Source organism: Aeromonas sp. Lyrl_2, assembly GCF_051948815.1.
Lineage (GTDB): Bacteria > Pseudomonadota > Gammaproteobacteria > Enterobacterales > Aeromonadaceae > Aeromonas > Aeromonas veronii.
Genome location: NZ_JAYJLJ010000012.1, coordinates 102724 through 126755, shown reverse-complemented (window position 1 = coordinate 126755; position 24032 = coordinate 102724). Strand labels below are relative to the sequence as shown.

Here is a 24032-nt window from a genome sequence, read left to right as displayed (position 1 = left end):
AATACGTCGGACAACTTCAATGATTTCGTCAAACTCAACCTCATCTGCCTTATCAGCTTGTTATTGATTGCACCCACTGCCTGGCAGATAACCGGTAACAATACCTCTCGCCCCCACACGGCCCGCGGACCGGATGAGGCGCACCACCTTTAGCATAAAGAAGAGGAGTTCGATCTCAATCACCAATTAATATCTTGAAACAATTTACCGCTGCGGAATTAATCGCCGAACAACTCGGTGCTCCATAAACAGGTGTCACACGTGGCGTATGGGAGGCAAGAAGGGGGGAACGGGTTATAGCGGCAAGATACGGCTGCTCAGATGCTATCTGAGCACGGTGACAATTACGGCAGCAAAGCGAGGAGAAATGCGAGGCTCACAGAAAACAAAAGAGCCTGCACGGGGCAGGCTCTTGGCAATATCACATCGGGCGTGATCAGGCAGCTTCGGCAGCCATCTCGGTCGGACGCACCATCACGCCAACTACGCAGGCCAGCAGGGTCGGCATCAGCCAGGCGAGGCCCTTGTCGAACAACGGCAGGAAGGCAAACGCATCCATCTTCATACCGGCAGCACCCAGACCATCCAGGCAACCGAACAGGAAGGCAACCATCAACACGCCACGGAACACCAGACGGGGACGGCCGAAGTAACCCTTCAGGAAGGTGACCAGTACCAGCGCCACGGCAACCGGATAGATGGCAACCAGCACCGGAATGGAGAGGCTGATCAGCTGGCTCAGGCCCACGTTGGCCACCACGGCACAGATAACGCCCAGCAACACCACCAGCTTCTTGTAAGCCATGCCGGTCAGATTGTGGAAGAAATCGGAACAGGCGGAGATCAGACCGACTGCAGTGGTAAAGCACGCCAGAGTGATTATGGCCGCCAGAATGAACTGACCCGGCTGACCAAACAGGCTCAGTACGTAGGCGTTGACGATAGCGCCACCGTTGCTGACATCGGTCGCCACACCGGCGGCCGTGTTACCCAGCTGGAACAGGGAGACGTACACCACGCTCAGACCAACGGCAGAGATAAGGCCGGCAATGGCCAGATACTTGAACTGGCTCTTGTAATCGTTGATGCCTTTCTGGCGCAGTAGATCGACGATCAGGGCGCCAAACATCAGGGACGCCAGGGTGTCCATGGTGTTGTAGCCTTCCAGGATACCTTTGACGAAGGGGCTGTTCTGATAGTCACCGGACGCATCAGGCATGGAGCCTTGCGGCGCGACAAATACCCCGATAGCCAGAGTCAGCAGCAGCAGCATCAGTACCGGAGTCAGGTATTTGCCGATGGCGTCCATCAGCTTGCCCTGGTTCATGGAGACCAGAATGGCCACACCAAAGAAGATCACGGTATAGGCAGCCAGACCAACCTGACCCATGTCACCGATGAACGGCTTGAGGCCCATTTCATAGGCAACCAGACCGGTACGGGGCGCGGCAAAGGCCGGGCCTATGATGATATAGATGGCAACGGCCAGCGCAGTCGCGACACCGGCAGGCAGCAGCTTGGTCATGCCAGCCCAACCGTTACCGGCTTTCGCCACGGCCAGAATGGTTACCAGAGGCAGACCCACGGCAGTGACCAGGAAGCCAAACATCGCCAGGGAGAGGTGCTCACCAGCCATGTAACCGGCCAACGGCGGGAAAATGATGTTACCGGCGCCCAAGTAGAAGGCGAAGGTCATAAACCCTAATCCGAGTACATCGGACAATGTGAGTGATTTCGTCAAGTTCAACCTCGTCTGTCTTGTAAATTATTGCTTGTTATAGTTTTTATCGGTCGCTGACCGGGTGTGTTCAGGGGGTATAAAAAAAGAGCCCCGCATGTTTTTTCATCGCAACCAGTGGTTTTAGCTGGTCTGGAGCGGGCGCTCGATCTGGAACCAGCATAATGGCGTGAAAAAATAGTTCAAGACGAAATTTACATCTTCAAATAGAAGGGGTTGGTCAGTTGGATATATCTGTCGGAATAGGCCCCATCAGCAGAATGGATCACAATTTCACCCCTCTCACACCTGTTTAATCCTCTGCCAAGTAGCAATAAAACACGATTTGCCTCTTTACCCTCTCTGGTGATAACAGCTGTATAACAAATGCCATGCAGATCATAATTCGCCGAAATGCATAAAATTTCATCGGCCATCGCCGTCGGCAGCACCAGCGCCACCTGCCCGTTCGGGCTCAGCAAACGATCGCAGGCCGCCAGTAATGTGTGGCTGTCGAGGGCACCGGTATGGCGGGCCAACGCCCGCGCCGGATCGCTAAATGACTGGCCTGCCACGAAATAGGGAGGGTTGGAGACGACAAGTTCGTAAGGGGCGGCCTGATAATCCTGAATGGCACTATCTATGACGGTCACCCGATCGGCCCAGGGAGAGGCAGCCGCATTCTCTCGCGCCTGACTGGCCGCATTAATATCCAGCTCAACCGCATCAAGACGGCAGTCAGATCTGCTGCGCTGGGCCAGCATCAGAGCGATCAGGCCGCTGCCGGTGCCGATATCGAGCACTCGACGCGCCTGTTCGACCGGCGCCCAGGCACCGAGCAAAATGCCATCGGTGCCCACCTTCATGGCGCAGCGATCGTGATTGATATGGAACTGTTTGAAGGTAAATCCGCGACTACGTCCCATCTGGCCCCCGTCATCTGCAAAAATGGTGGGCGATTATAGCGGCTAAGACACACTCACCAATAGGAGCCGACGAGATAATCGCCTATAATCTGCCGTTTCCTTAATGACCGAGTATTGCCATGAGCCAGTCCTTTGATGATTTCGACCTGCACCCAGCCCTCAACCGGGCCTTGGCCGAGATGGGATTCACCCGCCCCACCACCATCCAGCAGATGGTGCTGGAGCCAGCCCTGGACGGCCGCGATATTCTGGCATCCGCCCCGACCGGTACCGGCAAGACCGCCTCTTTCCTGCTGCCGGCACTCCAGCATCTGCTGGACTTCCCGCGCCGCAAGCCGGGCCCCTGTCGCATGCTGATCCTGACCCCGACCCGCGAGCTGGCGCTGCAGGTGACCGCCCACGCCAAGGCGCTGGCGGCCCATACCAACCTCAGCATCGAAACCATCATCGGCGGCGTCAGCCATGAAGAGCAGCTGCCTGCCCTGACCAAGACCACCGACATCGTCGTGGCCACCCCGGGCCGTCTGCTCGAGTACATCGAGAAAGAGGAGTTCGAGAGCCACGACATCGAAGTGCTGGTGCTGGATGAAGCGGACCGCATGCTGGACATGGGCTTTATCAAGGATGTGAACCGCATCGTGGCCGAAGCACGCTACCGCAAGCACACCATGCTCTTCTCCGCCACCCTGGAAGGAGCCGGCCTTGAGAAGTTCGCCAACGAGATCCTCAAGGATCCGGTGGAGCTGCACGCCGAGCCGCCCCGCAGCGAACGTCGCCCCATCACCCAGTGGATCCATCTGGCTGATGACGCCGCCCACAAGCTGGCGCTGCTGACCCATATCCTGAAAGATCCGGAAACCCAGAAAGCCATCATCTTCGTCAAGACTCGCGAGCGTCTGGCGGAGCTCTCCGGCCAGCTGCAGGCTGCAGGTATCTCCTGCGCCTGGATCCGTGGCGAGATGGAGCAGAGCAAGCGTATCGAGTCGATCCGCAAGTTCCACGAAGGGGAAGTGCCCTTCCTGATCGCCACCGACGTCGCCGCACGCGGCATCGACCTGCCGAACGTCAGCCATGTCATCAACTACGACATGCCCTACGGCGCCGATGTCTACGTCCACCGGATTGGCCGTACCGGCCGCGCCGGCAACCGTGGCTGTGCCATTAGTCTGGTAGAAGCCCACGACATGGCGATGGTCGCCAAAATCGAACGCTACACCGAGGAGCGCCTCAAGCGCCGGGTGATCGACGAGCTGCGCCCGAAACACAAGGAAGCGCGGGTACCGGTGAAGAAGAAAAAGCCGGTCGACAAGAAGAAGTCCGCCAAGAAGAAAAAGAAGAAGTGATCGCCTGGCGATAAAGAGAAGGGCCATCCCGCGGGATGGCCCTTCTGCATTCTGAATCACTCTGACGAGTGGTTATGCCACCACTCTGCGCATTCCCATATGGGGGATATCATCTTCGAGATAGCCTTCCCCTTCCGCCACAAAACCGTGTTGGCCGTAGAAGCCCTGCAGATGAGCCTGAGCACCAAGCCAGATGCTGTGGGCAGGCCAGCGCGCCTCGCACGCCTTGACCGCCTCGCTGATCAGCTTATGACCAAGACCACCGCCGCGCGCCTTGGGTGAGGTCACCACCCGACCGATGGCGGCGCCGCTCTCATCGCCGAAGCCGGGCGCCATAATCCGCGCGTAAGCAGCAAGCTGGTCGCCCTGATAGCCGAGCAGGTGCCAGACCCCCTCGCGGCGATCGAGCCCGTCCAGATCCTGAAAGGGGCAGGTCTGCTCCACCACGAACACCTCGGCCCGCAGCGCCAGCAACTCATACAACTCGTCAGTGGTCAGTTCAGACCAGGGTTTCAGGATCCAGTTCATCGGCAACTCCTTATCAGTTCGGCCTGCCAGCATAATCGTGGCGCCAGCGCCCTGCATTAACCTTTGTTAAGTTCAGTGCCTGTAACGAGTTATTCAGCCCCAGAAAACTCTTCGATGAGATCAAGTCTCTGGTTCATCCAAATTGCAACAATATTGTTCGCAGCAATTGTGGCAGCCGATGCCAGCATTCCCTTCTCATCCTGCAACCACATCTTGGTGATCTGGCGAACAGTAGGAAGAGCCTTAATCACAGCGTCACGTTCTATGGCCGGCCAAGATTTCTCATCCCAGTTGCTGAGGCGCGGCTCGACTGGTTGGGTTGACATGAACTTCTGCTCTATTTCCATAAAATCCTGCGGAGCAATATTGACGTGCAACTCATTGATCGTCCAACTGGCATAGTATCCATGCACGATCGTGCCAAAATTCGGGGACACTCGCCCCATCTGGACCTCCAGTGTCTGCCACAGCCGTTTCCATGCGGGTTGATTGAACAAATTCTTCGGCACTGTGCAATAGGGCACTTGACTGTCACGACTGGAACCCCAGAACCCGCCAAATGCCTCATACGCAGGCCAACCGACCCGCTTAAAAATAAAACAGTGCATCTGTGATTCATTTCTGGAGGCATCTTCGAGGGCTAAACGTAGCAGAATGAGCGCAGCCTTAGCCTTTGTGGTAGCCGCATCGTAACCATTGTCTGATGCCATAAGAGCGACAGATTTGTCGCTGAAATTAGCCAACGCTTGTTCATAGCGGGCTTGAGCCAGTTCATCACTCACCTTGCTAGTTGGTTCAAACTGATTGAGATAGACCAACCAGGCTGATGCTTCTGCTGTGCTGTAGTCCTTTAATTTGGTCGCGGCGACAGCAGGGTTGCCAGGAATTGAACTCACAACCTTGGCAAACTCTTGCTCTTGAAGTGACAGACGTTCATCAAGCGCTTTGAGCCGTTCAGTCATACTATTTTTCAGACAATGCACCAGCATTGATGACTGTTCACTACAGCTATTACGCTGTTTCAACCACTGTCGCTGCTCAGTGCGCAGCACACTCCGTTTAGCTAACGGGGCTCTTTTGATCAGATACCGATATGATTCAGCAAGTTGTTCATCCAGAACACCAAGTCCATGGTTATGACAAATTTCTCGCTCTATTACTGTGCCAGCAACTGAGCAGTCAAATGAAGCAGAGTAAGCCGCCGAAATACTGCCAAAAAGCGTTAAAACTAACTGACCCACGGTTAATGACCATCTCATGGGTAAATTCCGCATTCCGTTGAAAATACTACACATGGTAATTTTGAACTCAAATGAGAACAACGCTAACGTAAGACTATGAACCTCAGCCTTTATTAAACAAAACGCAACCTTTTGCGAATGCGGCTCAGACTGATGGGCGTGATACCGAGATAGGCGGCAATCTGGTGGTCTGGCACTCTGGCATCGAGTGCGGGAAAGCTGTCGAGAAAGTGCTGATAGCGCGCCTGCGGGCTGCCGGTCAGCAGTAACTGTTCCTTCTTCTCCTTGATGCGCAGCTGCACCTCCAGCAGGTGCAGGTACCAGCGCGGCCATCCGGGCAGCTGGCGCAGGTCAGCCAGACTGAACAGCTGCAGATGGCAGGGCTCCAGCGCCTCCACGCTGTAGCGGGCCGGCTCGCCACTGAGCAGGTGGTGAAAGTCGAGAAACTCGTCCCCCTCCCAGTAGAACTCCTTGATGTACTCGCGGCCATCCTCCAGCACCAGCTTGGCCCGCAGCAGCCCCTGCTCCACCCTGACCAGCAGATCCGGGCTGTCACCGGCGTGCCAGAGGCAGCTTTTCGGGCTGAGGGTCAGCGGGCGGGCAAAAGAGAGGAGGCGCGCGGCCTCCTCTTTATCTGCGACCTGCGCCCAATCGAAGGGGGGTCTGTCAGTCAGCATGATTAACCGCGACGCTGACGCACGGCTTCAAACAGGCAGACGCCGGTCGCCACCGAGACGTTGAGGCTGGATACCGCCCCTGCCATCGGGATGCTCACCAGCTCGTCGCAATGTTCGCGGGTCAGGCGACGCATACCTTTACCTTCGGCACCCATCACCAGCGCCATCGGGCCGGTCAGTTTGGCCTGATAGAGGTCGTGATCGGCCTCGCCAGCGGTGCCGACAATCCAGACGCCGCGCTCCTGCAATTCGCGCAGGGTGCGGGCCAGGTTGGTGACCTGAATGAGCGGCACCACTTCGGCCGCGCCACAGGCAACCTTGCGTACGATCGGGGTGAGACCCGTGGCCTTGTCGCGCGGTACTATCACGGCATGAGCCCCGGCGGCATCGGCGCTGCGCAGGCAGGCGCCGAGGTTGTGCGGGTCAGTAACGCCATCCAGCACCAGCAGGAAGGGCTGGCTCTCATGTGCCGCCAACTCGTCCAGCAGGCTGGCCAGATCGTGCTCGGCCAGCTTCGGCGCATCTTTCACCCGGGCCATGATGCCCTGGTGATTGTTGCCTTCCGCTTTGTCATCAAGGGTCTTGCGGTTCACGCTCTGCACCTTGAGGCCGAGGGATTCCAGCTCGGCCAACAGGGGTTGCAGCCGGTCGTCATCCCGCCCCTTGAGGGCCCACACTTCGATGAAGCGCTCGGGAGTGCGCTCCAGCAGCGCGGTGACAGCGTGAATGCCGTAGATCAGTTCAGTACTCATTTAGTGCTCTTGGCCTTATCGCGAGCCTTTTTGCTCGGTCGTCTGTTGCTGGGTTTGGCGCGGCCACCCTTGTCGGATTTGCCGTGATCCTTGCCCTCTTTACGTTTTTCGTGGCGCTGGGCACTCTTGGCCTTCTCTTTCTTGATCTCGGCCTGCTTGCGCGCCATCTCTTTGGCGTTCTTGCCGGTGGCCTTGAGCGGCTCTTCCACCATCACGAAGTCGATCTTGCGATCATCCAGGTTCACGCCCATCACCTTAACCCGCACCTTGTCACCCAGACGGTAGCGACGGCGGAAGTTCTCGCCGATCAGCTGCATGTGCAGGGGATCAAACTGGTAGTAGTCGTTGGTAAGGGTGCTGACGTGCACCAGACCATCGATGTGGATCTCCGCCAGACGGACGAAGAAGCCAAAGCCGGTGACGCTGGCGATGACGCCGTCGAACTCGTCACCCACGTGATCCAGCATGTACTCGCACTTGAGCCAGTCGGCCACATCGCGGGTCGCATCGTCGGCACGGCGCTCGGTCATGGAGCAGTGTTCGCCCATCGGGTCCACTTCTTCCAGCTGGTAGTGATAACCACCGCTCGGGGTCCACTTGTGGCGCAGGTTGCCCTGTTGCTCCTTGGCTGTCTGATACTTGATCGCCCGGTGCAGGATCAGGTCGGGATAGCGACGGATTGGCGAGGTGAAGTGGGCGTAGGACTTCAACGCCAGACCGAAGTGACCGATGTTGTCAGCCTGATAGATGGCCTGACGCATGGAGCGCAGCAGCATGGTGGAGAGCAGCTCCGCATCCGGGCGCCCTTCAAACTTGGCTGCCAGCTCGGCAAAGTCTTTCGGCTCGGGCTCGAGACCGCCTTTGAGCTCCAGACCCAGTTCGGCCAGGAAGTCGCGGAAACCGGTCAGACGCTCTTCGCCCGGACGATCGTGGACCCGGAACAGGGCAGCAGCTTCGTTCTTCTCGATATAACGAGCAGCAGCCACGTTCGCCTGGATCATGCACTCTTCGATGATCTTGTGGGCATCGTTGCGCACCAGCGGCACGATGCGGTCGATCTTGCGCTGGGCGTTGAAGATGAAGCGGGTCTCCTCGCTCTCGAACTCCACCGCACCGCGCTGGTGACGGGCATGCTTGAGCGCCTTGTAGAGGTTGTTGAGCTCCTCGATATGGCCCACCAGCGGATCATACTGCTGACGCAGCTTGGGATCGCCATCGAGGATCGCGGCAACCTTGGTGTAGGTCAGACGGGCGTGAGAGTTCATTACCGCTTCGTAGAACTTGTAGCCGGACATACGACCAGCGGCGGAGATGGTCATCTCGCACACCATGCAGAGGCGGTCAACTTGCGGGTTCAGGGAACACAAGCCGTTGGAGAGCACCTCAGGCAGCATGGGCACCACGAACTCGGGGAAGTAGACGGAGTTGCCGCGCTGATACGCTTCGGCATCCAGCGCCGTGCCCGGCTTCACATAGGCGGAGACGTCAGCAATGGCAACCCACAGGCGCCAGCCGCCACCACGCTTGGCTTCACAGAAGACGGCGTCATCGAAGTCGCGGGCATCTTCGCCGTCGATGGTGACCAGCGGCAGGGCGCGCAGGTCGATGCGGCCCTCTTTGGCCTTCTCCGGCACCTGTTCGCCGAGACCGGCAACCTCTTTGGTCACCTCTTCCGGCCAGGTGTGCGGGATACCGTGGGTACGCAAGGCAATTTCGATCTCCATGCCCGGCGCCATGTTCTCGCCCAGTACTTCCAGTACAGTGCCGACGGCATTGATGCGGGAGGTGGCGCGCTGATTGATGCGCACAACCACGACCTGGCTCTGGCGAGCCCCTTTGTTTTCCCCTTCCGGGATGATGATGTCCTGGCCGATACGGCTGTCATCCGGCACCACGAAACCAACGCCATTCTCGACGAAGTAACGGCCGACAATGTCTGCCTCACGGGACTTGAGCAGGCGCACCAGACGCGCTTCCTGACGACCCTTGCGGTCAATCTCGGTCGGCTGCACCAGCACGTAATCGCCATGCATCAGGCGTTGCATCTCTCGGTTGTTCAGATACAGATCCGGACCACCACCTTCCGGACGCAGAAAACCGAAGCCATCCTTGTGGCCGATTACATAACCTTTGACCAGATTCAGGCGATCCGGCAGGGCATAACATTGGTTGCGAGTGAATACCAGTTGTCCATCACGCTCCATGGCGCGCAGACGACGACGCAAGGCTTCCAACGGCTCTTCATCTTTCAGCTTGAGGACCTTGGCCAACTCTTCACGGGACATGGGCTTTTCATGGCCCTTGATGAGTTCCAGGATCAACTCGCGACTGGCGATGGGGTTATCGTATTTTTCGGCCTCGCGTTCGAGGAAAGGATCTTTTTGAGACATAAGCAGGCCTTAGGGTAGGTGGTAACGGTGCCATTATATCGGAGGGGGGGGCGAATGGCATCCATCGGCTGCCTTTTGGCCAATCTCTCTGTCATACTATCTTCAGTTCGCTGGCATGATGAGACACAGAACTCATGAGTAAGGACACATTTGCCCAATCCGCCGCCTATCTCAAACAGGCGGTCCCCTTGATGATCAAGTACCAGATCCCCACGACGCCGGACAATTACCACCTGTGGTACAACTATGTCTCGGCCAGCATGCCCGAGCTCAACCAGGCGATTGATCAGGCAGTCAAAATGCAGGGAACCTGCTCGCTCACCACCTGCGAGCGACTCTATCACCAGTATCTGGCCGCTCAGGACGAGAAGCAGATGGAGGCGATGAAACTGAGCCTTGCCGCCATGGCCAATGAGCTCGGCCACTCCATGCAGGACGCCATCTCCGATACCGGCATGTTTCAGGAGATGCTCGACAAGAGTTTTGACAAGCTCAGCCGCATTGATGATGAGGGCTTCAGCCTGGAAGACACCATGGGGATCCTGCGGGAGCTGGTGCGCGAATCGCGGGATGTGCGCATGTCCACCATGCACTTTCGCAACCAGCTCAGCAATGCGGAGAAAGAGATCAAGGAGCTGCGGGCCGCGCTCAACGAGACGCGCAAGCTGGCCAACGAGGATGCCCTCACCAATCTGCTCAACCGCCGCGCCTTCGATCTGGAGCTGGAAGGATTGATCCGCAGCCAGCACCCCTTCTCGCTGATCCTCGCTGATATCGATCGCTTCAAGAACTTCAACGACGAGTACGGTCACCTGCTCGGCGATCAGGTGCTGCGCGCCTTCAGCAAACGGCTACGCGACGCCTGCAAGGAGGGGGTCACCGCCTATCGGCTGGGTGGGGAGGAGTTCGCCATGCTGGTCCCCCATCGCTCGCTGGCGCTGGCCAGACAGATGGCGGAGAGCATGCGCCGCGCCATCGAGCGGATGTCGATTCTGGATCGCAAATCGGGCCGCCGCATTGACCACATCACAGCCTCGTTTGGCGTGGGTGAGTTCAACGGTCAGGAGAGTGCAGACTGTCTGGTCGAACGTACCGACAAGCTGCTCTACAAGGCCAAGGAGCTGGGGCGCAACCGGGTGATGCCGCTCCCTTCCTGATTTAGTCCCCTGCCCGACCGCAATGCCAATGCAAAAAGCCAGTCAGATCAACTGACTGGCTTTTTGGTCTCTCTTGCTCCGACAGGGGCTGTTCATTCCAGCCCCAGTGGAACTCTGCTCAGTGTGAAGGATTACTCCTGCACCTCGCTAACACCTTCGACTTTCACATCAACACGGCGATCCGGAGCCAGGCAGACGATCAGCTCACGCTTGGACTTGCTGACGCAGCTGTCGCCGGTAACGGGTGAGGATTTACCACGCCCTTCCACATTGATCTTGGCGGCCGGGATCCCTTTACCAACCAGATAGTTGGCAACAGTCTGGGCACGCTGCTCGGAGAGCTTCTGGTTGTAGGCATCAGAACCGATACGGTCGGTGTGACCAATTACGGTTGCCACGCCATCTTTGGGTCGTGCTTCTTCAATCTGGCTATAGAGGCTATCCAGTGCCTGACTGGCCTCTGGCTTGAGGGTCGCCTTGTTGAAGTCAAACAGCACATCGGAGCTCAGGGTAAACTGCTTCTCAACCATCACAGGTGCAGGAGCAGGTTCCGGAGCCGGGGCGGGCGCCACAGGGGCAACCTGACCAAAGCGATAAACCGCTGCCAGTGAGAGCAGGCCGTTATCCATTCTCAGACCGGTATCATCGCGGCTGCCATACGGGGTGGTGTACTGGTACTCCAGGCGAGCGGCCCAGTCGAGATTGAACGCATACTCGGCACCCAGAGCACCGACCATGACAAAGCGGCTGTCATCTTTGTAGACATCGCTCTTGGTATCAGCCCAGCCATAACCGCCACCGACACGACCATACAGATCCAGATTATCGGTAACCGGGAAGCCCAGTTTCAGAGTCAGTTGAGCCAGCTGTGCTTTTACTTCATCACTGAAAGCGCCTGCCGCCGTAGTGGCATCGTATTTGTAATTGCCCAGATAGTCGTAACCCAGCTCCAGTCCCAGATTCTGGTTGATCTGATAACCGCCAAACACGCCTGCACCCAAGGCATCGTTGGTCTCATTGCCAAGGGTCAGGGCATTGCTTTCATCAATGCCGTAGAAGTTGGACCAACCCAGTTTGGCACCGCCATACCAGGTGTTGTCCTGACCGGCAGCCTGGGCATTGGCCGCCAGCAAGCCGGTAACCAGCAAGGTAATCAATGATTTTTTCATGTTTGAGCCTCTGCAACTTTATGTAGGAGGAGGTTGATTGATATCACCTCGTCTTATAGGTGCAACCACCCAAAAGCGATCGCAGCATATCAACGTTAGCCTATTTTCAAGTCACTGATATCAATTAACAAAAAACACTCTAACGCAACCACGTTACAAAAACAGCAACAAACGTTTGTTATTTGAACTGAATGTGACGCAAAAAGACGCACAGATGAGGGCAGATAGGAAAAAAGGCCAGCAACATGCTGGCCCGAAGCGATATCAGTGACGAACAAACTCGTAGTGCTGATCGATAAAGTCAGCAACACGCTGGCTCAGTACCTTGTGCACCGTCCTGGTCGGATGCACTTGATCCCAGAACATATGCTCATCGCAGTTGAGAGTTGCGGCTCGCCCTTTTGCCTGCCCGCTCACCACCGCCTGCGCCAGGATCGGGTTACCGGCAATAGCCACTCTTTCGGAGACACTCAAAGCCGGGGTCGCAGCCACCTCGGCGGCGCTGCCGGAGAACGGCTTCCACGTATAGCCGCCACCGTAACAGGCGTGTTCTGTGTCACTCAGTCCGAACTGCTGAGGATCGCGCATCATCTCGTCAAACTGCTTGTCCACTTCGAACAGCTTCACGATGCCAAGGGGAGCCAGCTCTCGAGTGAGGTTCTGCAACTTCTGGTTGTGGTAGCTGGCCACATGGCGCACCTTCTCCACCACCTTCATACTGCGGGCTGACGGGGTCTGCCCCAGATCAGGAATGTTGAACAGCAGGATCTGCTGCGCGCCGTTGAGCACCAACCGGTTGGATGCCAGCCGGATGGTATCGATCACCCGATCCGCATCCCGCTCGGTGTTCCAGCCATAAGCCAGATAGTCGTTGGCACCGACCCAGATAACCACCAGATCATCGGGGCGGAACTTGTCCTTTTTCAGGAACTGATCGATCTCGTAATCGAGGTTGTTGATCACCTGATATTTGGGATCCCAGGACCAGAAACCGAGCCAGCCGTTCAGAGCCCCCAGATGGTTATAGGCCACCGCGGTCGCACCGCCTTCCGCCTCGTTGGCCACGACCAGACCGGGGAAGCGCTCGTCACCCAACTGCTCCAGCCACACCGGGCCGTTGCTGAAACGCCCGTTGAAGTAAGGTGGGCTGGAGGGGAGATACCCCCGCATCTTCTTGTACATCTTGCCGGTGTCGGAGAGGCTGTCACCAAACATCACAACCCGGGAAAAAGGTTGGCGTCCCTCTGCCGCTTGCGCGGTCAATGCCATTAACCCTAATAAACAAACAAGCCATTTTTTCATATTGTTATGCTCTTCGATTAAGCAGGTGAGACCTGCGGACTTCTCCTCGAGTGGCGACAGGCATGGGAAGAGTCTGCTGCCACTGACTTCTGGTGAAGGCGACAGATTACAGTTCCAGATGAAATCACACATGTTCCGCCACCGATGAAATCGCTTGCGCTCACAAAACAGACAATCACACCAGCCTATTTCTTTCACGCTTGTTTCACGCCCCCCCCGGCACAATGCCCTCATACCAACGACAGGAGTATGAAATGAACAAGGCAAGCGCAAGCGTAATCGGACTGTTGACCCTGATGTCTGTCTCCTCTTTTGCCATGGCGGCCTACACAGGCCCGCAAGAGCAGAACAAGGTTTCCGTTGCTCAGCTGAAAGATCTGGCCGATGACAGCTGGGCCACCCTGGAAGGGAAACTGGTCAAGCACCTGGGCGGCGAGAACTATCTGTTCCGCGATGCCAGCGGTGAGGTGGAGGTCGAAGTGGATCAGGATGTGTGGCGTGGCACCGAAGTGGGCCCGGATGATCAGATCCGCATCCGTGGTGAAGTGGACCACAGCTGGAACAAAACCGAAGTGGAAGTGAAAACCCTGGAGAAAGTGGGCGCGGCCCCGCAGACCAAGGGCGGCTTTATCGCCAAATAAGGCCACTTCAACGATGAACTGGCCAGACGTTAAAAGGGCGCTTGATATCAAGCGCCCTTTTGCATGGTCCAGCGTCACAGCTTAACCGGCCCGACTGGCAAAGGCTCTCTTGAACCCCTTCTCGGCCTGATTGACCTTGTAGAGGTAACGGCGCGCCTCCTCTTTGGGATGCTGCTCGGTCAACACCTGATAGACCGCCTCGGGGGAGAGCCGGTTGATCCGGCCCGGCGCCGCCTTGCGATCGCTGGAGAAGGTATTGAGTACCCCGCCCGCACCACCGTTATAGGCGGAGATCACCGCATAGCGACGGGAGCGCGGATCCTCGATATCCGCCAGATAGACGGTCTGCAACAGGTGGAGATAGGCGGTACCGACATCGATGTTGTAGGCCGGGTTGAACAGCTCCTCCCGGGTCGGCTGGCCGTTCTTGCCCTTGACTCGCACATAGACGTCACGCCCAGCCGTAGCCGGAATGACCTGCATCAGGCCATAAGCGTTGGCATGGCTCACCGCATAGGGGTTGAAGCTGCTCTCGGTCTTGATCACCGCATAGATCAGGCTCTCCGGCACGCCGTATTTGCGCGACGCTTCCCGGATGATCCCCGCATACTTGTAGCCCCGTCGATCTTCATGGTTGGCCACCATGGGAATATCAACGAAGAAGATGGTGCGAATCCCCAAAGTGCGCTTCTTCATCGCAGTGTTGAGCAGGTAATCGGCATAACGCTCGGCGCGCCAGGAGGCGCGGATTGGCTGGCGCTGGTTGTCCAGCACCTGACCATAGAGGAAAGGCTCGCCGCCGGTCAGAATTTCCCGATCGGAGTAAAGATCCACTTCGGCCGGATCGTCCGGCGTCAGCAGGGTCTCGATAATGGCGCGACGCAGGTGAGCGCGGGGATCGATGCCAGATACCGTCTCTACCATGATGTGGCCGCTGGAGAAGTCAATGTGGGCCCGGCTCTTGTACTGATCCGTGTATTTGACGTAGTCAAACTTGCCCGCAAACAGCGCCTCCCGCCCCCATATCTCGTTCACGTTATGGGAGAGCGCGCTGATCATGTGTTCAAAACCGCGGATGTCCTTGCCGTTGACCAGATCGTCATCCTCACTCCCGCTGGGCTTGGGGGAAGATGAGCAGGCAGAGAGAAACAGCAGGGTGCACAGCAGCCAAAAAATTCGGCCCATAGGATCCTCAAACCGGGCAGCAGAGCTGCCCATCATTCATTTGCTGCGACTTCAGGAGCGGTCACGCCAGTGTGGCGCCATTCCCGCACCTGTTCACACGTACAACAGCCGGAGAGCTTACTGGGCAGGCGGGGTGTAACCTTCGATCTGCACTTCACCTGCATCAAACAGGTAGCTGACCATCTCTTTTTCCAGCAGTTGGCGATGCTCAAGATTCATCATGTTGAGCTTTTTCTCGTTGATCAGCATCACCTGTTTCTTCTGCCACTCGGCCCAGGCTTCCTTGCTGATGTTGTCAAAAATCCGCTTGCCGAGCTCACCGGGATAGAGTTGGAAATCCAGACCCGGGCCCTCTTTTTTCAGGCGTTGGCAAAATACAGTACGGCTCATGTTGACCTCTATGGTTGTAACTCTGGATAGGCGAGCAGACGGGCCGTGGCGGCCGCCAGCCCCACCTCGGCAGGATGGCGTAAGTTATACCAGAGTCGGTTATCTGCTTCCATGAGCCGCAGCGGCTGCGCCTCATCAATGTCAATCAGCAGCGGCTGAATATCGAGATGGAAGTGGCTGAAGGTATGGCGAAAACCGGCCAGTTCACGATAACTGTGATGGCTCAGGCCGAGGGACGCCAGCAGACCATCCACCTCCGCCAGCGAGGCCACCTGCGGGAAGCAGTAGAGCCCGCCCCAGATCCCCTGTGGCGGCCGCTTCTCCAGCAGCAACTCATCGCCGTGACGAATCAGCAGCATGATGCCATCGCGGGCCGGCATGCTCTTCTTGGGCTTGCTGTTGGGATAAGCGGTAGGCTTGCCTTGCGACAGCCCCTGGCAATCGGCCCGCACCGGACAGCGATCACAGGCTGGCTTGCTGCGGGTGCAGATCGTCGCCCCGATATCCATCATTGCCTGATTGTATTGCGCCACCCCCAGCTTGGGGGTGAGCCGGATGGCGATCTCCCACAGCTCGTTCTCCACCTGTTTTTGACCGGGCCAGCCCGGCAGCGCCAGCCAGCGGGTGAGTACCCGCTTCACGTTGCCATCAAGGATGGCATGAGGCTGACCAAGAGAGAGCGACAGCACGGCCCCGGCGGTAGAACGGCCAATGCCCGGCAGCGCCATCACCTCGTCAAAGCGCTCGGGAAAGAGGCCATGGTGATGATCGCGGATCTGCTGGGCCGCCTTGTGCAGGTTGCGGGCCCGGGCGTAGTAGCCAAGCCCGGTCCAGTGGTGCAGCACCTCATCGACAGGGGCATCGGCCAGCGCCACAACATCGGGGAAGCGCGCCATAAAACGCTGGTAATAGGGGATGACTGTGGCGACCTGGGTCTGCTGCAGCATGATCTCCGAGACCCAGACCCGGTAAGGGGTCTTCTCCTGCTGCCAGGGCAGGGTTTTGCGGCCATGAAGCTCGTACCACTCCAGAACCCGGCTTGCGAAGGTTGATTGATTCACGTTGTTCTCATGTCGTTGATATATGGGGAACTCTGCGGTTCCTTCGGCTCATCTGGCCTGCGTGGGCATAAAGTCATCCCGCGCACAGCGTCAGCTGTCTGGTGCGGCAGCGTAAGGCCTCGTCACGCCCAAGTCAAAGCCGCGCTGACTGACGCTGCGGGCAGGTGGTGGTCAAGCAGCAAAGCGGTAACAAAGACGATATACTCGGCCCCACGATTGATGACGGGAGAGACGGTTTGCAGACTTATCTGGTTGGGGGCGCAGTGCGGGATCGCCTGCTGGGATTGCCGCAGGGCGACAGGGATCATCTGGTGGTCGGCGCCACCGTGGAGCAGATGCTGGCGCTGGGCTTTACCCAGGTCGGTCGCGACTTTCCCGTGTTTCTTCACCCCAAAACCCAGCAGGAGTATGCCCTCGCCCGTACCGAACGCAAGCAGGGTCAGGGCTACACCGGCTTTGTCTGCCACGCCGCCCCCGATGTGACGCTGGAGCAGGATCTGCTGCGCCGGGATCTCACCATCAACGCCATCGCCGAAGATGAACAGGGAGAGCTCCATGATCCCTACGGTGGCATCAAAGATTTGGAGAAACGGCTGCTGCGCCACGTCTCCCCCGCCTTTGCCGAAGATCCGCTGCGCATCCTGCGGGTCGCCCGCTTCGCCGCCCGCTTCCACGCTCAGGGCTTTACCATCGCGCCGGAAACTCTCGCTCTGATGAGTGAGATGACGGCCGCTGGCGAGCTGGCCCACCTCACGCCGGAGCGAGTCTGGAAGGAGTTGGAGAAGGTGCTGCTGGGGCCAACCCCGCAGATCTTTATCGAGGTGCTGCGCCAATGCGGCGCCCTGAAGGCACTGTTCCCAGAGATTGATGCGCTGTTTGGCGTCCCCGCCCCGGCCAAGTGGCACCCGGAGATCGACACCGGCATCCACACCCTGATGGTGCTGGAGCAGGCGTGCCGGATCTCCCCGGAATTGACCGTCCGCTTTGCTGCCCTCTGCCACGACCTTGGCAAGGGAGTAACCCCCAAGGAATTCTGGCCCAGCCATCACGGTCACGGCCAGAAGGGGCTGCCGCTTATTCGCGCCCTGTGTGAGCGGTTCCGGGTACCCAATGAGTGCCGGGATTTGGCGCTGCTGGTGAGCGATCTGCACACCCACATCCACATCGCCTTTGAACTCAAGCCCGCCACCCTGCTCAAGGTCTTCGACAAGGCTGATGCCTGGCGCCGCCCCGAGCGCTTTGCTCAGCTGCTGGATGCCTGCCGCGCCGACTTCCACGGCCGCACAGGTTTCGAGGAGCGGGTCTACGCCGAGCCGGACTATGTGGCCGAAGCGCTGGCTGCCGCCCAAGCAGTGCCGGTGAAAGAGATAGTGGCGGCCGGTTACAAGGGGGAAGAGATCAAGGAGCGGCTTGCCAAAAAGCGGACCGATGCCATCAGCCGCATCAAGGATGAGTGGACCTTTATCGAAGAGTAACCTCGGCCCCATAACAGACGGCCGCCCTGATGATGAACTCCGCAAGGAGAGCATCGCCAAGGCGGCCGTTTTGCATCCAGGTTTGCATAGGAAGGGGTGTCAGCCCCCTTCTGATGCCGTTATGCGGGACCAATTCGCTCCATCAGGCTCATATGGGATGAGCCATCGTGGCGCTTGAGGTTCTGGCGATATTCGAACTGGCGCTGGCTCTCCTGCTTGAGTCCCAGCATCAGCGAATAGCACATCGCCAGCATGATCACCGAGAAAGGCAGCGCCGCTATGATGCTGGCCGCCTGCAAGGCTGCCAGGCCGCCGGAGACCAGCAAGATAGCGGCAACCAGCCCCTGCCCCAGACCCCATACGGCGCGGTGCAGTACCGGCGGCTCCTGATCACCGATGGAGAGCAGGGTGGTGATGACCAGCGTGCCCGAGTCACTGGAGGTGATGAAGTAGGTGCAGATAAGCAGGGTCAATACAGCCTTGGCGATCCAGCCGAAGGTCTCCCAGTGCAGCAGCTCGACCGTCTTGTAGAGCGCCAGCGTCACATCCTGATTGACCGCAGCGACCACGCCGCCACCGCCAAACAGCTCCAAATTCATCGCCGTACCGCCAAACACGGTGAGCCAGAACATGCCGAGCAGCGAGGGTACCAGCAACACACCGAGCACAAACTCGCGAATGGTACGCCCCTTGGAAATGCGGGCGATAAACATGCCGACAAACGGCGCCCAGGCAATCCACCAGCCCCAGTAAAACGCCGTCCAGCTCGACTGCCAGGCCGAGGTGCCGTTGGCCTCGGTGTTGGTCCAGAAGCTCAGTTTGACGATGTTCTGCAGGTAATCACCGATGTTCTGTACATAGGCGTTGAGGATATAGGTGGTCGGTCCCAGCACCAGAAAGAGTGCGAGAACGAAGACGCTCAGCCAGATATTGAGCTCGGAAAGGATCTTCACTCCGCGCCCGACCCCGGAAACCGCCGACAAAGTGGCGATCAGGCTGATACCGCCAATCAGCCAGAGCTGGTTGGACTGCGACACCGCCATACCAAACATCTGGTTGAGGCCGGTATTCATCTGGGAGACCCCCAGACCAAGAGAGGTCGCCACCCCGAAGACGGTGCCGAACACCGCCAGCACATCGGCCGCATGGCCCCAAAAACCGTAAATCCGCTCGCCAAGGATGGGGTAAAGCACAGAGCGGATCGCCAGCGGCAACTTGCGCCGGTAGCTGAAAAAGGCAAGTGACAGGCCGACGATCACATAGATGGCCCAGGGGTGCAGGCCCCAATGGAAAAAGGTGAGGCGCATGGCGATCTGGGCCGCTTCCGGGGTCATCCCTTCGGTAATGAACGGGTTGCCCTGCAGATGGTTCATCGGCTCGGCGATGCTCCAGAACACCAGACCGATACCCATGCCTGCGCTAAAGAGCATGGAGAACCAGGCGAAGTAGCCGAACTCCGGTACCTGGTCGTCGTCACCCAGCCGGATGCTGCCAAAACGGCTGAACATCAGGTAGACAGCGAAGAACAGGAACAGGGCGACCACCAGAATGTAGTACCACTTGAACCCGGCAATAATCTGATCCTTGGCACCGACAAACCAGGCGGCCGCGGTAACGGGAACAAATACGCCAAACAGCAAAAACAGGGTGATCACGGTGAGGGCCGTCATGGCCATGGTGGGGTTGAGGCCTTTCAATAGCCCTTTGCTTGCTCGCATCCAGCCTCCTTAGTCGTTGTTGAAAAAGTCTTCGCCCACATGATCACCGGCCCCGCCGATGGCGCGATAGACCAGCTTGCCAGCTGCTTGTTCGCGGTGATCCACCAGCGAAACCGAGGGCTGGCCATTCACGGCGTGACGCTTACCAAGGAAGATAGCCATGGGGACGCCCAGATTGGAGATACCGCTGGTGATCCAGAGGCGGTTGAAGTCGTAAGAGCCACCGATGAACTCCAGCTGGGCCAGGCCGGTATCGAGGCCGGTCAGATAGAAGTTCATGGCACTTTCGTCAGGAAAGAGGTGCACCAGCACATAGGCGTAGCGCAATTCATTCACCAACTCCTTTAGGTTGAAAGTACCTGTCTCACTGCAAGAGAGGGGTAACTCACCATCATAGTGGTGTACCTTGAGGTTGTTGGGGTCTTCATCATAGGCAGGCTGATAGCGCACAAAAGCCGAGGTATCCGGCAGTTCATAGCGTACTCTGACCACACGTAACTCGGCCACCAGAGACTTGATATCCAGCTCGTCATTCATCATTTAGCTCCTCAAATGCCAGGGTGAATTCCGTGAAATGCCCGTCAACCTAACACAAAATTAGTTAGAGCAGAAATTATTACAGCAAAAACCATATTGACCTTATGACGAATTAGGCGGAAAATTTTGCCCCTCTCCATAGCCCTCCAATGACGCACACCCCATGGAAAAACATGATGAAGTGCTGGTCGCCCTGCGCCAGATTATTCGTGCCATCGACATGCACTCCAGGCGCTTGATCAAAGAAGCCGGGCTCACCTCCCCGCAACTCTTGCTGCTCAAAGGGATCGACGAGCTGGGACAGACCTCCATGCGCCAGCTGGCCGATCACACCAACATGAGCCAGGCCACCGCCACCACCATCATGGACCGATTGGAGAGCCGCCAACTGGTGCAGCGCGTTCGCAGCAATACCGACAAGCGCAAGGTTCACGCGACACTGACTGACGCAGGTCGCGCCCTGCTGGCCCAGGCCCCGACCCCGCTGCAAGAGCGCTTCATCCAGCGTTTTCAGGCACTGGAAGCGTGGGAGCAGACCCTGCTGCTCTCCTCCCTGCAACGCATCTCCGCCATGATGAATGCAGACGAAATCGATGCCGCCCCGGTGCTGAGCGTCAGACCCCTCACCGAAGAGCAGGCATAAGCTGCTGAACAATTTCAGGCATAAAAAAAGCTCCCGAACGGGAGCTTTTTCGATCAGGGGCCGCAGAGGATTACTCTTCCAGGCTGATCCCGATATTGGAGACGCCATCCTGAGAGGCGAATGCTCTGATGGCCAGGATACGATCGCTGTCGCGCTCATGGGCAACCCGCTTGAGCAGTTCAACCTGGAACTCCAGCTCAGCTTCCATGTACTCGTGCTCGTAGAGCTCTTCTTCGGTCAGATCCCGCTCTTCCAGCAGCTCGATAAAACCGGCCACGGTACCGACTGACGCATGGCTGGCATCGTTGGCCTCTTCACCAACCCGGCAGATCACCGAGTTATAGGCGCAGCCCAGCGCAACACAGGCATCCAGCGCCGGATAGGCACCGTAGGATTCAAACTTGCGGGGATCCGGAATGTGAGACTCGAACTCTTCGAGAATGGCACCCAGATTGACCCGGGATCCCTTGACGGTGAGGTAGACCCACATCTGATCCAGCGCATGCCGGAAAGCGCCAGCATTGCCAAAGCCGGAGGCCTGACAGAACAGGGCATAGTTGGGGTACATGCGCTCTGCCAGCGCCAGGGTGTAGACGGTCTGTTGCCAAGGCTGTAGCTCGGCCAGTCGCTTATAAAACTTGTCACCAAACACTGGAGTCGGATCCTTTGCAAAATGTGGGGCAGATTGTAGCCCACGAGGCGCGCGGCGAAAACGAAAAAGCGCCCTGGTCGGCTATGTTGCGATATGAAGTCAGGTAAGATGGGTCGAGAGCGGCATCTTGTTGCGCCGCAAATTCTGATAAGGAACAAGAGTATGAGCCAACGTACCCTTCTTTTGCTCAGCCAGGATAATGCTCACTACGAACGGCTGCTCAAGGCCGCCAATCTCCCCCATCTGCGCATTCTGCGAGCCGATAACCAGAGCGATGCCGAGAAGCTGATCGGCGAAGCCCATATTCTGATGGCCGAACCGGCCCGCGCCAAACCGCTGCTGCCCAAAGCCAACAAGCTGAGCTGGTTCCAGTCCACCTATGCGGGAGTCGATGTGCTGCTCGACCCTGACAGTCGCCGCGACTACCAGCTTACCAATGTGCGCGGCATCTTCGGCCCGCTGATGAGCGAGTATGTCTTTGGTCATCTGCTCAGCCTGATGCGCCAAATTCCCCTTTATCGGGAACAGCAGAAACAGCGACTGTGGCAAAGCCACCCCTATCAGGGCCTCAAGGGGCGCACCATGCTGATCCTGGGGACCGGCAGCATTGGTCAGCATATTGCCCACACCGGCAAACATTTTGGCATGAAGGTGCTGGGCATCAGCCGCAGCGGTCGGGAGCGGGCCGGGTTTGATCAGGTTTATCAGCTACCTGCGCTCAACAAGATGCTGGCGCAGGCCGATGTCATCGTCAGCGTGCTGCCTGCCACCCGCGATACCCGTCATCTGTTCAATGCCGCCCGCTTCGAACACTGCAAACCGGGCGCCATCCTGTTCAACGTCGGTCGTGGCAGCGCCGTGCACTCGGGCGATTTGCTCACCGCACTGCGTACCGGCAAGCTGGCGATGGCGGTGCTGGATGTGTTCGAGCAGGAGCCGCTGCCCGCCGACAGTCCATTGTGGGGCCAACCCAACCTCATCGTCACCCCCCACAACAGCGCCTACAGCTTCCCGGATGATGTAGCCCAGATCTTTGTGCGCAACTACATCCGCTTTATCGATGGCCAGCCACTGGATGGCAAGATTGACTTCGACAAGGGTTATTGACCCTCACGGCGCATGTAAAAAGGCCCCGCCAATCTGGCGGGGCCTTTCATTTCAGGCTGTGACGACAGGAATCAACCCGCTGCCAGCGCCTTGCGGTAGCTCTTCACCTTGGCAAGGAACTGACGACGCTCCTTGCCGCTCAGGGGTTCAGCCATCGGCAGCTTGGCGGTCATGGCATTGACCGGGCGGTTGTTGATCCGCAGCTCGTAGTGCAGGTGAGCACCGGTCGAGCGACCTGTGTTGCCGGAGAGGCCGATCTTGTCGCCCATCTTCACTCGCTGACCGGTTTTGACCAGCAGCTTGCTCAGGTGCAGATAACGGGTAGAGAGAGTACGGCCATGCTTGATGACGATATAGGTACCCGCCAGCGGGTGGCTGGTTGCCTTCTGGACGATACCATCGCCAGTCGCCAGCACTGGCGTGCCCACCGGTACCGCGAAGTCGGTGCCCTCGTGAGGACGCACCATACCGGTTACCGGATGTTTGCGCGCCGGGTTGAAGTTGGAGCTGATGCGGTAGCGGCTGTGGGTCGGGTAGCGGCGGAATCCGCGCTCCAGACTGTTGCCCTGACCGTCGTAGTAGTTGCCGTCATCGGAGAGCCAGGCCGACACCGTCTTGCCCTGGCTGGTCACTTCCACACCCAGCAGCTGGCTGTTGCCAGTGCTCTTGCCTTCCACCGTCTCCTGGCGTACCAGCACTTTGAACTTGTCGCCCTTCTGCAGATCCTTGGCGAAATTCATCCGCCACTGGAACAGGTTGGCAATTTTCTGGATATGGTTGGCCGGAATCCCCGCATTGCGGGCACTGACATAGAAGCTGCCGTTGATCACGCCGTTGTAACGCTGCGGTTGCCACTCGACCTTCTCATTGATCATGGAGGCGGTATAGGCATCGTCGCTGCGCGCCATCACCAGTGTCTGCTTGATGTTCAGGCGGATTTTGAGTTGCTGCAGGATGTTGTCCTGATCGATCAGCAGCTCGATATTCTGGCCCGGCTTGAGGCGCGCCAGATAGTTCTTGTTGTCCGCGTCCAGCACCTTGTAGAGGGTGGTGGTGGATAGACCGAGATTGTTAAAAATAGCGGTCAGGTTTTCGCCGTTGCGGACCCGGTAATCCTGCCACTGGGGGGTGGTGTCGACCGGGATGTCGTCATCCGGCGCACTCTGATCAACCAGTTCGTGATCGGGAATTTCGTTAAAGTCGGTGTTGTTTTCGTTGGTTGCCGTACCGGCGGTATCAATGGGCAACTCAAGACGCAGCGGCCGCTCGAGGATGTCACCCGGAGCTGGCAATAATGCCACTGCTGACAGGGTCATGGCCGTCAGCATCAGCATGGCGTAAAAGTGTTTGCGGGGAACCGGTGGTTCCCAATTGGCAGCCTGTACTACCAAGGGACGGAGACGTTTCATCCGCTATCCTGT

At 58.0% G+C, this 24032-nt stretch carries 22 protein-coding genes; 6 read left to right on the top strand and 16 right to left on the bottom strand.

Annotated features, from left to right (window positions below; genetic code table 11):
• Nucleotides 1–436: 436 nt before the first annotated feature.
• Complete coding sequence (brnQ, locus tag VF684_RS12580; protein WP_040067130.1) at nucleotides 437–1741, bottom strand: branched-chain amino acid transport system II carrier protein; 1305 nt, start codon at nucleotides 1739–1741, stop codon at nucleotides 437–439.
• A 191-nt stretch (nucleotides 1742–1932) separates the two neighbouring features.
• Nucleotides 1933–2643 carry a tRNA1(Val) (adenine(37)-N6)-methyltransferase gene (locus VF684_RS12575; RefSeq protein ID WP_139730651.1) on the bottom strand — a complete coding sequence of 237 codons (711 nt, stop codon included), beginning with the start codon at nucleotides 2641–2643 and terminating at the stop codon, nucleotides 1933–1935.
• Nucleotides 2644–2762: 119 nt separating this feature from the next.
• On the opposite strand from VF684_RS12575, the gene srmB reads away from it, so the two are divergent.
• The gene (srmB, locus tag VF684_RS12570) at nucleotides 2763–3986 is read left to right on the top strand and encodes an ATP-dependent RNA helicase SrmB (RefSeq protein WP_005343175.1); all 1224 of its coding nucleotides are present in this window, start codon (nucleotides 2763–2765) and stop codon (nucleotides 3984–3986) included.
• 72 nt (nucleotides 3987–4058) lie between these two features.
• Here srmB and VF684_RS12565 read toward each other — a convergent pair whose 3' ends face one another.
• From VF684_RS12565 to rnr, 5 genes are all read right to left on the bottom strand, one after another.
• Nucleotides 4059–4514 carry a GNAT family N-acetyltransferase gene (locus VF684_RS12565; protein WP_139440954.1) on the bottom strand — a complete coding sequence of 152 codons (456 nt, stop codon included), beginning with the start codon at nucleotides 4512–4514 and terminating at the stop codon, nucleotides 4059–4061.
• 89 nt (nucleotides 4515–4603) lie between these two features.
• Nucleotides 4604–5773 (bottom strand): lysozyme inhibitor LprI family protein, encoded by a 1170-nt coding sequence (locus VF684_RS12560; protein WP_139440953.1) that lies wholly within the window; start codon nucleotides 5771–5773, stop codon nucleotides 4604–4606.
• A 95-nt stretch (nucleotides 5774–5868) separates the two neighbouring features.
• Nucleotides 5869–6432 (bottom strand): Crp/Fnr family transcriptional regulator, encoded by a 564-nt coding sequence (locus VF684_RS12555; protein WP_440174287.1) that lies wholly within the window; start codon nucleotides 6430–6432, stop codon nucleotides 5869–5871.
• Nucleotides 6433–6434: 2 nt separating this feature from the next.
• The gene (gene rlmB / locus VF684_RS12550) at nucleotides 6435–7184 is read right to left on the bottom strand and encodes a 23S rRNA (guanosine(2251)-2'-O)-methyltransferase RlmB (RefSeq protein ID WP_139440951.1); all 750 of its coding nucleotides are present in this window, start codon (nucleotides 7182–7184) and stop codon (nucleotides 6435–6437) included.
• The gene (rnr, locus tag VF684_RS12545; protein ID WP_106844083.1) at nucleotides 7181–9574 is read right to left on the bottom strand and encodes a ribonuclease R; all 2394 of its coding nucleotides are present in this window, start codon (nucleotides 9572–9574) and stop codon (nucleotides 7181–7183) included. The genes rlmB and rnr overlap by 4 nt, the downstream gene beginning before the upstream one ends.
• Before the next feature lie 134 nt (nucleotides 9575–9708).
• Here rnr and VF684_RS12540 point away from each other — a divergent pair, with 134 nt between their 5' ends.
• Nucleotides 9709–10731, top strand: a complete 1023-nt coding sequence (locus tag VF684_RS12540; protein WP_019445736.1) for a GGDEF domain-containing protein — start codon at nucleotides 9709–9711, stop codon at nucleotides 10729–10731.
• A gap of 131 nt (nucleotides 10732–10862) precedes the next feature.
• Here the strand turns inward: VF684_RS12540 and ompA are convergent, their stop codons facing one another.
• The gene (gene ompA / locus VF684_RS12535; RefSeq protein WP_005363030.1) at nucleotides 10863–11900 is read right to left on the bottom strand and encodes a porin OmpA; all 1038 of its coding nucleotides are present in this window, start codon (nucleotides 11898–11900) and stop codon (nucleotides 10863–10865) included.
• 264 nt (nucleotides 11901–12164) lie between these two features.
• Nucleotides 12165–13202 (bottom strand): SGNH/GDSL hydrolase family protein, encoded by a 1038-nt coding sequence (locus VF684_RS12530; RefSeq protein ID WP_042081581.1) that lies wholly within the window; start codon nucleotides 13200–13202, stop codon nucleotides 12165–12167.
• Between the two features lie 254 nt (nucleotides 13203–13456).
• Here VF684_RS12530 and VF684_RS12525 point away from each other — a divergent pair, with 254 nt between their 5' ends.
• Nucleotides 13457–13843 (top strand): YgiW/YdeI family stress tolerance OB fold protein, encoded by a 387-nt coding sequence (locus VF684_RS12525; protein WP_005335826.1) that lies wholly within the window; start codon nucleotides 13457–13459, stop codon nucleotides 13841–13843.
• 81 nt (nucleotides 13844–13924) lie between these two features.
• Here VF684_RS12525 and mltC read toward each other — a convergent pair whose 3' ends face one another.
• The 3 genes from mltC to mutY all read right to left on the bottom strand — a co-directional run bounded on the left by mltC (nucleotide 13925) and on the right by mutY (nucleotide 16479).
• Entirely contained in the window at nucleotides 13925–15028 is a 1104-nt protein-coding gene (gene mltC / locus VF684_RS12520; protein ID WP_042052484.1) for a membrane-bound lytic murein transglycosylase MltC, read from the bottom strand.
• A gap of 117 nt (nucleotides 15029–15145) precedes the next feature.
• Nucleotides 15146–15418 (bottom strand): oxidative damage protection protein, encoded by a 273-nt coding sequence (locus VF684_RS12515; protein WP_005335828.1) that lies wholly within the window; start codon nucleotides 15416–15418, stop codon nucleotides 15146–15148.
• 8 nt (nucleotides 15419–15426) lie between these two features.
• Complete coding sequence (mutY, locus tag VF684_RS12510; RefSeq protein WP_201911836.1) at nucleotides 15427–16479, bottom strand: A/G-specific adenine glycosylase; 1053 nt, start codon at nucleotides 16477–16479, stop codon at nucleotides 15427–15429.
• A 236-nt stretch (nucleotides 16480–16715) separates the two neighbouring features.
• Between mutY and VF684_RS12505 the strand changes: the two genes are divergently transcribed.
• Nucleotides 16716–17954: a multifunctional CCA addition/repair protein gene (locus VF684_RS12505; RefSeq protein ID WP_201911838.1), complete on the top strand. Its 1239-nt coding sequence runs from the start codon at nucleotides 16716–16718 to the stop codon at nucleotides 17952–17954.
• 119 nt (nucleotides 17955–18073) lie between these two features.
• On the opposite strand, the gene VF684_RS12500 is transcribed toward VF684_RS12505, so the two are convergent.
• Complete coding sequence (locus VF684_RS12500) at nucleotides 18074–19672, bottom strand: BCCT family transporter (protein ID WP_201998095.1); 1599 nt, start codon at nucleotides 19670–19672, stop codon at nucleotides 18074–18076.
• A 9-nt stretch (nucleotides 19673–19681) separates the two neighbouring features.
• The gene (locus VF684_RS12495; protein WP_005335836.1) at nucleotides 19682–20209 is read right to left on the bottom strand and encodes a hypothetical protein; all 528 of its coding nucleotides are present in this window, start codon (nucleotides 20207–20209) and stop codon (nucleotides 19682–19684) included.
• Nucleotides 20210–20372: 163 nt separating this feature from the next.
• Here VF684_RS12495 and VF684_RS12490 point away from each other — a divergent pair, with 163 nt between their 5' ends.
• On the top strand, nucleotides 20373–20852 hold the full coding sequence (locus VF684_RS12490) for a MarR family winged helix-turn-helix transcriptional regulator (protein WP_139440946.1): 480 nt from the start codon (nucleotides 20373–20375) through the stop codon (nucleotides 20850–20852).
• A gap of 70 nt (nucleotides 20853–20922) precedes the next feature.
• Here the strand turns inward: VF684_RS12490 and VF684_RS12485 are convergent, their stop codons facing one another.
• Nucleotides 20923–21504, bottom strand: a complete 582-nt coding sequence (locus tag VF684_RS12485) for a YjaG family protein (protein ID WP_021231718.1) — start codon at nucleotides 21502–21504, stop codon at nucleotides 20923–20925.
• A gap of 162 nt (nucleotides 21505–21666) precedes the next feature.
• Between VF684_RS12485 and VF684_RS12480 the strand changes: the two genes are divergently transcribed.
• Complete coding sequence (locus VF684_RS12480; protein ID WP_005363043.1) at nucleotides 21667–22611, top strand: D-2-hydroxyacid dehydrogenase; 945 nt, start codon at nucleotides 21667–21669, stop codon at nucleotides 22609–22611.
• Nucleotides 22612–22682: 71 nt separating this feature from the next.
• Here the strand turns inward: VF684_RS12480 and mepM are convergent, their stop codons facing one another.
• Nucleotides 22683–24020, bottom strand: a complete 1338-nt coding sequence (mepM, locus tag VF684_RS12475) for a murein DD-endopeptidase MepM (RefSeq protein WP_335819946.1) — start codon at nucleotides 24018–24020, stop codon at nucleotides 22683–22685.
• Between the last annotated feature and the right edge of the window lie 12 nt (nucleotides 24021–24032).

What these genes read in the sequence shown, in the direction of transcription:
- VF684_RS12560 (WP_139440953.1), bottom strand. Translation starts at nt 5,773, where the DNA reads ATGAGATGGTCATTAACCGTGGGTCAGTTAGTTTTAACGCTTTTTGGC.
- VF684_RS12480 (WP_005363043.1), top strand. Translation starts at nt 21,667, where the DNA reads ATGAGCCAACGTACCCTTCTTTTGCTCAGCCAGGATAATGCTCACTAC.
- VF684_RS12540 (WP_019445736.1), top strand. Translation starts at nt 9,709, where the DNA reads ATGAGTAAGGACACATTTGCCCAATCCGCCGCCTATCTCAAACAGGCG.
- mltC (WP_042052484.1), bottom strand. Translation starts at nt 15,028, where the DNA reads ATGGGCCGAATTTTTTGGCTGCTGTGCACCCTGCTGTTTCTCTCTGCC.
- VF684_RS12525 (WP_005335826.1), top strand. Translation starts at nt 13,457, where the DNA reads ATGAACAAGGCAAGCGCAAGCGTAATCGGACTGTTGACCCTGATGTCT.
- mepM (WP_335819946.1), bottom strand. Translation starts at nt 24,020, where the DNA reads ATGAAACGTCTCCGTCCCTTGGTAGTACAGGCTGCCAATTGGGAACCA.
- rlmB (WP_139440951.1), bottom strand. Translation starts at nt 7,184, where the DNA reads ATGAGTACTGAACTGATCTACGGCATTCACGCTGTCACCGCGCTGCTG.
- VF684_RS12555 (WP_440174287.1), bottom strand. Translation starts at nt 6,432, where the DNA reads ATGCTGACTGACAGACCCCCCTTCGATTGGGCGCAGGTCGCAGATAAA.
- VF684_RS12490 (WP_139440946.1), top strand. Translation starts at nt 20,373, where the DNA reads ATGGAAAAACATGATGAAGTGCTGGTCGCCCTGCGCCAGATTATTCGT.
- VF684_RS12565 (WP_139440954.1), bottom strand. Translation starts at nt 4,514, where the DNA reads ATGAACTGGATCCTGAAACCCTGGTCTGAACTGACCACTGACGAGTTG.
- rnr (WP_106844083.1), bottom strand. Translation starts at nt 9,574, where the DNA reads ATGTCTCAAAAAGATCCTTTCCTCGAACGCGAGGCCGAAAAATACGAT.
- srmB (WP_005343175.1), top strand. Translation starts at nt 2,763, where the DNA reads ATGAGCCAGTCCTTTGATGATTTCGACCTGCACCCAGCCCTCAACCGG.
- ompA (WP_005363030.1), bottom strand. Translation starts at nt 11,900, where the DNA reads ATGAAAAAATCATTGATTACCTTGCTGGTTACCGGCTTGCTGGCGGCC.
- VF684_RS12575 (WP_139730651.1), bottom strand. Translation starts at nt 2,643, where the DNA reads ATGGGACGTAGTCGCGGATTTACCTTCAAACAGTTCCATATCAATCAC.
- VF684_RS12495 (WP_005335836.1), bottom strand. Translation starts at nt 20,209, where the DNA reads ATGAATGACGAGCTGGATATCAAGTCTCTGGTGGCCGAGTTACGTGTG.
- VF684_RS12515 (WP_005335828.1), bottom strand. Translation starts at nt 15,418, where the DNA reads ATGAGCCGTACTGTATTTTGCCAACGCCTGAAAAAAGAGGGCCCGGGT.
- VF684_RS12530 (WP_042081581.1), bottom strand. Translation starts at nt 13,202, where the DNA reads ATGAAAAAATGGCTTGTTTGTTTATTAGGGTTAATGGCATTGACCGCG.
- VF684_RS12500 (WP_201998095.1), bottom strand. Translation starts at nt 19,672, where the DNA reads ATGCGAGCAAGCAAAGGGCTATTGAAAGGCCTCAACCCCACCATGGCC.